This window comes from Actinocrinis sp. (assembly GCF_035650855.1).
Classification (GTDB): Bacteria; Actinomycetota; Actinomycetes; order Streptomycetales; family Catenulisporaceae; genus Actinocrinis.
Genome location: NZ_DASRGV010000036.1, coordinates 22,600 through 29,269 on the forward strand (window position 1 = coordinate 22,600; position 6,670 = coordinate 29,269).

A 6,670-nucleotide genomic window follows, 5' to 3' on the forward strand; every position below is an offset into this window, starting at 1 on the left:
CAGAGACGATTTGTATTGACAGAGACACTCTGTCTCGCAAAACTGAACGATGTCGCCAGGTCGAGGGATCTGAATGGGAGTCTCATGCCGTCCGCATCCGGTCACCGTGCAGCAGCCGACCTCGACACGCTCTACGCGGGCCGTCCGCCGTGGGAGATCGGCCGCCCGCAGCCGGCATTCGTGCAGCTGGCGCGGCAGGGCGTGCTGCGCGGCCGGGTGTTGGACGTCGGCTGTGGGACCGGTGAGCACGCGCTGATGGCGGCGGCCGTCGGCCGTGACGCGACTGGAATCGACCTCTCGTCAACCGGGCTCCAGATCGCCGAGCGCAAGGCCCGCGAACGCGGCTTGGCCGTGCGGTTCCTGAGGTACGACGCCCTGGCGCTGACGGAATTGGGCGAAGAGTTCGACACCGCCCTGGACTCGCTGTTCCTGCACGCGCTCGCGCCAGAAAGCCGCATTGCCTACCTCGACGCGCTTCACACGGTGCTGCGGCCGGGCGGCCGGCTGTTCGCGCTCTGCTACAGCGACAGTCAGCCGCCGGAGACAGGTGTGCCGCACCGGCGCGGCCGTGACGAGATCGAGTGCTGGTTCGCCGGTGGATGGAGCCTGGACGCCCTCAGCGCAACCCGTTGTGACTCCACCCTGCTGCCCGGCGGCGTGGCTGCCTGGCTGCTCGCCTGCACCCGTCACTAGCAAGCCCGAAGGAGCAAGCCCATGCCCGCAGCCGAGGCCCGAGTGCCCACCGACCGCGCCAGCCGATACCTGACCCAGTTGTGCAGCCATGGCGAGCGGATGCGGCTGTCCGCGCTGCACCGCCGCGGCGCCCGAAGCGCGCACGGGCACGGACTCGGCCACGAGCGCGAACCGGGCGCCGCGCCGCCGGAGGTTCGCGAGGCGCGAGCCACCGACACTGACGGCGTGATCGAGTTCGGATGCGGCCGCTGCATCGTGCGCGCGAGCGCGACGGAGCTGGTGCTGCACGCCGAGGCCGATTCCGAGGACGGCCTGCGGCGCATCCAGGACGGCATCGCGGCTCGCGTTGAACGCATCGGCAGGCGCGACCGGCTGAGCGTGACGTGGAGTCAGGGATCCGCGGGCGTGGACTGAGGGCGTCCGATCACGGCTCAGCCGGCGCGGAGCGTGATCGCGGCGGTGTGCAGGACGCCGCCGGTCTGGAACTGGATGAAGAAACGCCAGTCGCCGCTCGACGGCAGCAGGGTGCTGAAGGTCAGCGTCGGCCCTCCGGTGTCGGTCATGGCGGGCGCGCCCTCAGGGTGCAGATGGGCGAAGGCGAGGTCGCCGGCGTGAATCGCGGTCAGATGCGCGTAGGTCTGGAGGTACGGCTGTAGGTCGGAGACCGGCTTGCCGTTCTTGGAGACGGTGACAGTCAGGGTGTGGCTCATCGCGGCCATCGCCTCGCCGCTGACGGTCAGCGTGTAGCCGTCGACGCTCGTCGTGGTCGCTGCGGCCGGAAGGGCGGTTTCAGCGGCCGTACCCGGAACCGTCAATGCACTGCTGAGCACTTCGGCGACCGTCGTTCCAGCCGCGTTCTTGGCGTTGAACGCGACATACGCCCGGTAATTTCCGGGCGCGAGCGCGGCCAGGCTCGCGGTCCAGGTGCCGTCGGCGGCCATGGTGGGATGCAGATGCTGGAAGCCGGTCAGGTCCGAGCGGATCAAGTAGAAGTGCATCATCTTCGTCTGATCCGGCACGAACGCGGTCATCGCCGCGCCCTGTGCGTCTCTGATCTTGAAATGCAGTGCTTGCGGTTGATGTGCGGTCAGACGGGTCGCGGTCGGCGCGAAGGTGAAGCCTCCGCTGGTCGGGGACAGGCCGGTGCCCGAGTACATCGGGTCGTCTCCGCCCATGCCCATCCCAGCCATCCCGGGGGCTGCGGCGCTCGGCGAGGCTGACGTGCCCATGCCCGGCATCGAGGCTGAGCTACCGGCAGGGGAGGGCGCACCGGCGGCGGTTGTGCTGGAGGAGGAGCAAGCTGCTGCGGTCGCGGTCAGCGCCGCGGTGATCAGTGCGGCGCAGGTGCGCCGGGCAGCGTGAAACGTACGCATGGTGTAGGGCTGCTTTCACAGGAGTGCGTGGACGAGGTGAGTGTGATGGGCGGTCAGCGCCCGAAGGTCAGATGACGCGGCGCACCGCGTCGATCGGGAGCATGTTCCACGGGGCGTATTGGATCTGCTGTCCCGTCGTGGGCGCGTGCACGACGAGTCCGTCGCCGACGTAGATCGCCATGTGCTCGTTGCCGTCGTAGAAGATCAGATCGCCGACCTGGAGGTCCGACAGCGCCGGGGCGACCGCGTATCCGTCGTTGACCTGGTCGTACGTGGTGCGGCCGAGTTGCACGCCGGCGGCCTTCCACGCGGCCTGGGTCAGTCCCGAGCAGTCGTATCCGGGGTTGCCGATACCGCCCCACTGGTAGTAGACGCCTATCTTCGACTTGGCGAAGGCGACCGCGACGCCGGCCCGCCCCGAGACCTGCGGCAGGGCGGCGATCTGCGCGGCGGTGATGTTCCAGTTCACCGCGCCCGTACCGATCTGCTGCTGTTGCGCGATGGTCAGGCTCGCCAGCAGCGCCTGCGCCTGCCGGTTCTTCGCCAGGATCTGCGACTTGAGGTCCGCGGCCTGGGTCTGCTCCTGCTGCAGCTGGGCGAGCCGGCCGGCGGCCTGCTCCTTGAGTACGGCCAGCTGCGCCTGCTGAAGCTTGAGCGACTTGAGCATCATCGCCTCGCCCTGGCCGAACTGCTTCATCGCCAGCGCCTTCTCCAAGTACTGGTCAGGGTTCTGCGAGAGCATCAGCGCCAGCGAGGGATCGACAGAGCCGGTGCGGTACTGCGCCGCCGCCAGCGGGCCAAGAGTCGAGAGCAGCGTGTTCATCGACGCCTGGGTGGTGGCGGCCTGGCTCTGAATGTGGTCGACCTGCCGCTGCAGCTCGGCCATCTGCTCGGCCGCTGCGTCGTATCGGTTGGTGGCCTGCTCGGCTTGCGCCTGCAGGGTTTTGACTTGTGCTTGCACCTCGGCGACCGAGGCGGCGTGGCCGGTGGTCGCGGTCAGTGCGACGCCGGTGGCGGCGGCCGCGCCGGTGGTGGTCAGGGCGAGCGCGGTGCGCATGGTGGTCTTGCCGCGTCTATGGGAGGCCATGGGGGAGTACGACTCCTTCGATCAAGCGGGAGACACCGAAGCGTGAGCGCGACAAATGTGGTCGCCGGCGCTTCGGCGTGAGGTACAGGGGTGGCTGCGGTACCGGTCAGGTCCGGCTGACGCAGGCCAGCACCCGCACGGGAGCACCGCCGAAGGGCCGCAGACGCGCGCCGCGAATGCCGCGCATGGCCGCGGCTATGAATCGCGTCCACGCCGAACCCGTGGGAAGGGTGGCGAATCCGAGCAGCAGCAGCGTCAGCAGCAACGCACTGTCCTGCGGACGCAGCGGGACGCACAGCGTGCCCATCACCGCGCACTCGCACGAATCGGCGGAAGCCGCCTCGGTCCCGGTCGATGCGCTCGTCGCACCCGTCGATGCCATCGCGCCGGCCGCCGACGCCGAAACGACGGCGCCCTGCATGACAGCGCGGTCCAGCGCATCGGAGACGCAGGCGCCGGCGCCGGAGAGCCCGTGCATGAGGAAGAACCCTGCGAGCACGGTGATCAGCACTGTCAACCGCCACCGGGACCGGAGTCGCGGCTGTGACGTGTGGCTCGCGCGCACGGGGGCCGTATCGCAAGTCTGCATTCGACCCCTCCTTTCCGTGCGCGGCCGTGACGGCGCGAGCGTCAGCCTAACCGACTGTCCGGAGCGCAGCGCAAAGCGTCGGCAAAGATCCACAGGGGCCGTTGCGGTTGACGTGTCGCACGCCACTGATCCACGATGGGATTACGGCGCGTCCGACGCCGAGCCCGACGGCCTGTCCCCAGCGGCCCTGTCGCGGCGAAGGGGGGCGTACTCCCGGGCTGATCTCACGCAGCGTGCACCGAATCCCGTCAGCGGGCCGGGCTGGGGCGGCCTTCGAGGCGGAGGTTCAGACGCGATGCCGGAGAACAAAGACCTCAAGCGGCTGGTACGCGGGCGGATGGCGGCGACCGGCGAGCGCTACACCGAGGCGTTGGCGCAGATCCTCATGCGCGCGCCGCTCACCCCGCTGCCCGGCTGGACGATGATGGGCGACCGGGCGGCGGACTACGAATTCGGCCTGGTCCGCAGCGACACCGAAGCGCAGGACCGGCGCGTGGCCCGGCTGCGGCTGCGCGCCGACGTGGGCCGGGCCCGCGGCTTCGGCACCATGGCCCAGCGCATCGCGGCCACCGAATTCGCCGGCGCGCGGCTGGGTTTCCGCGGCGCCATCCGCACCCACGCGGTCGATTGGGCCTACCTTTGGCTGCGCGTGGACGGCGAACACGGCGTGCTCGCGTTCGACAACGGGCAGGAGCGGGCGCCGCGCGGCACCCGGGACTGGACCGAGGCCGAAGTGGTCCTGGACGTCGCCGAGCAGGCGGTCGCCATCAGCTTCGGGCTCCTCCTGGTCGGCGGCGGGGCGGTCGACCTGGCCGAGGTGAGCCTGCGTCAGGTCGACCCGTCGGTCCCGGTGACCGGCGGCAACGCCGGGCCCGACCTCCCGTCCGCACCCCAGAACCTGGACTTCGCCGCCCTCGGCTGACGGCGCCTCAGGGACATCCCCGCTCGATCGCCCTGCCGGCTCATCCGCACGTCGCGGATCATCACCTCGCGGGCGGCTTGAGTGCGCGAACTGTTCACCGGCGGCCGGGTTGAGCCGCCCGGACCGGCCGCCTAGGTTTCGCGGTGGGCTGAGACGGGAGGCTTGGAGATGTCCTCATCGGAGATGAGCCGGCGCGCGATGCTGCGGGCGGGCGGGGCGCTGGCCGCGGGGGCGGCGTTCACGGTGCTGCCGAAGGTGGCGTTCGCGGACGCGGCGCCCGGCTCGACGCGGACGCAGACGGCGACCGGCACGTTCCCGCCGGGCATCCCCGACTGGTACTACCTGCCGGTGCAGGTGCCGGCCGGGGTAAGCCAGATCGACGTGAGCTACTCCTACGACCGGCCAACGGTGCCCGCCGGGGTCCGCGGGAACGCCTGCGACATCGGCATGTTCGGGCCGGAGGGCTACGAGCTGGGCAACCAGCGCGGATTCCGCGGCTGGTCCGGCGGCTTCCGCACCCAGTTCTCGATCAGCGCGTCGGACGCGACGCCCGGCTACGTCCCGGGGCCGATCACGCCGGGCACCTGGCATGTGATCCTGGGCCCGTACACGGTCGCGCCGCAGGGCCTGAACTACCAGGTGCAGATCACCCTCACCTTCGGTCCGCAGGGCGCCGCGTTCCAGCCGAACCCGGCCCCGGCCAGCGCGCCGGCCCGGCAGCGCGGCCGATCCTGGTACCGCGGCGACTGCCACCTGCACACCGTGCACTCCGACGGCCGGCGCACGCCCGACCAGCTGGTCGCCGACGCCCGGGCCGCGGGCCTGGACTTCATCGTCTCCACCGAGCACAACACCGACAGCGCGTCGCTGCAGTGGGGCGCCCACGCCACCGACGACCTGCTGATCCTCAACGGCGAGGAGGTCACCACCCGCTCCGGGCACTGGCCGGCGATCGGGCTGCCGCCTGCCGCGTGGATCGACTGGCGCTACCGGGCCAACGGGCCCTCCCGCTTCCGCCAGTTCGTCGACCAGGTGCACCGGCTCGGCGGCCTGGTGACCGCCGCGCACCCGTTCGCGGCCTGCTTCGGCTGCACCTTCGAGTTCACCTACGAGCTGGCCGACCTGGTCGAGGTGTGGAACGGGCCGTGGACCGCGGACGACCAGCAGACGGTGGACCACTGGGACGGACTGCTGCGCAGCGGGCGGCGGATCCCGGCGATCGGCGACTCCGACGCGCACAACCCGGGGCAGATCGTCGGCCTGCCGCACACGGTGGTCCTCGCGGACGGCCTGCGGCGCGAAGACCTCCTCGCCGGGCTCAAGGCCGGGCGCTCCTGGCTGGCCGAATCCGCCGCGGTCGAGCTGGACTTCACCGCGTCGAGCGCGGACGGGCGAAGCACCGGGATCGGCAGCCGGCTGACCGCCGACACCGGCACCGCGGTCACCGCCCAGGTCACGGTCTCCGGAGTGCCGGGAACCACGGTCGCGATCCTGGACCAGCTCGGCGTCGAGGCCAGCGCGGACGTTCCCGACTCCGGGCAGGCGACCTTGTCCTGGACCACCTATCCGCGCTACAGCCGGTATCTGCGCGCCGAGGTGCGCCGCGCCTCCGGCGGGATCAACACGACCGTGCCCAACGCGATGGTCGCCATGACCAACCCGATCTATATCGGAGAGGACTGACCCGGCCGCCGCGCCGATGGGTCGGCAATGGTCGTAGGGCCCCTTGAGCCGAGGCTGATCGGCCCGAGTAGCACGCCCGGACTCGGACAAGACTCGAAACAATGGCCTGGTGCGTTTTCGTGTCCGCATCCGGCCTGGAGGAGTTCCGGTTCGTGGTGAAGGGCGGTCGTGATGTCCGCGGTCGAGGAGCACACGCGTTCGGTCACCCGTCACGGGGCGGCCGGCCTTTCGAGCGCCGAGGCGGCGCGGCGGCTGGAAGCCGACGGTCCGAACGCTCTGCCTGCGGCGCGGCGGGTGCGGCTGTGGCGGCGGGTGCTGATGCA

At 70.8% G+C, this 6,670-nt stretch carries 9 protein-coding genes; 6 read left to right on the forward strand and 3 right to left on the reverse strand.

Translation table 11 applies throughout. The features are described 5' to 3' along the window. The first annotated feature begins 84 nt into the window (after positions 1–84). Positions 85–693: a class I SAM-dependent methyltransferase gene (locus VFB40_RS03180; RefSeq protein ID WP_324847739.1), complete on the forward strand. Its 609-nt coding sequence runs from the start codon at positions 85–87 to the stop codon at positions 691–693. 21 nt (positions 694–714) lie between these two features. Continuing rightward, positions 715–1,107 carry a DUF2218 domain-containing protein gene (locus VFB40_RS03185; protein WP_324847740.1) on the forward strand — a complete coding sequence of 131 codons (393 nt, stop codon included), beginning with the start codon at positions 715–717 and terminating at the stop codon, positions 1,105–1,107. A gap of 17 nt (positions 1,108–1,124) precedes the next feature. Here VFB40_RS03185 and VFB40_RS03190 read toward each other — a convergent pair whose 3' ends face one another. Continuing rightward, complete coding sequence (locus VFB40_RS03190; RefSeq protein ID WP_324847741.1) at positions 1,125–1,874, reverse strand: DUF8832 domain-containing protein; 750 nt, start codon at positions 1,872–1,874, stop codon at positions 1,125–1,127. On the opposite strand from VFB40_RS03190, the gene VFB40_RS03195 reads away from it, so the two are divergent. Next, the gene (locus tag VFB40_RS03195) at positions 1,867–2,055 is read left to right on the forward strand and encodes a hypothetical protein (protein WP_324847742.1); all 189 of its coding nucleotides are present in this window, start codon (positions 1,867–1,869) and stop codon (positions 2,053–2,055) included. The two genes, VFB40_RS03190 and VFB40_RS03195, sit on opposite strands and share 8 nt — an antisense overlap. A 78-nt stretch (positions 2,056–2,133) precedes the next feature. Here the strand turns inward: VFB40_RS03195 and VFB40_RS03200 are convergent, their stop codons facing one another. Then, complete coding sequence (locus tag VFB40_RS03200; RefSeq protein WP_324847743.1) at positions 2,134–3,153, reverse strand: C40 family peptidase; 1,020 nt, start codon at positions 3,151–3,153, stop codon at positions 2,134–2,136. Positions 3,154–3,259: 106 nt separating this feature from the next. Further along, on the reverse strand, positions 3,260–3,670 hold the full coding sequence (locus VFB40_RS03205; RefSeq protein WP_324847744.1) for a hypothetical protein: 411 nt from the start codon (positions 3,668–3,670) through the stop codon (positions 3,260–3,262). A 367-nt stretch (positions 3,671–4,037) separates the two neighbouring features. Here VFB40_RS03205 and VFB40_RS03210 point away from each other — a divergent pair, with 367 nt between their 5' ends. The 3 genes from VFB40_RS03210 to VFB40_RS28735 all read left to right on the forward strand — a co-directional run. After that, positions 4,038–4,664: a hypothetical protein gene (locus VFB40_RS03210; protein WP_324847745.1), complete on the forward strand. Its 627-nt coding sequence runs from the start codon at positions 4,038–4,040 to the stop codon at positions 4,662–4,664. Positions 4,665–4,847: 183 nt separating this feature from the next. Further along, complete coding sequence (locus VFB40_RS03215) at positions 4,848–6,347, forward strand: CehA/McbA family metallohydrolase (protein ID WP_527249184.1); 1,500 nt, start codon at positions 4,848–4,850, stop codon at positions 6,345–6,347. Positions 6,348–6,518: 171 nt separating this feature from the next. Next, a partial coding sequence (locus VFB40_RS28735; protein ID WP_414642015.1) for a cation-transporting P-type ATPase occupies positions 6,519–6,670 on the forward strand: 152 nt, incomplete at its 3' end.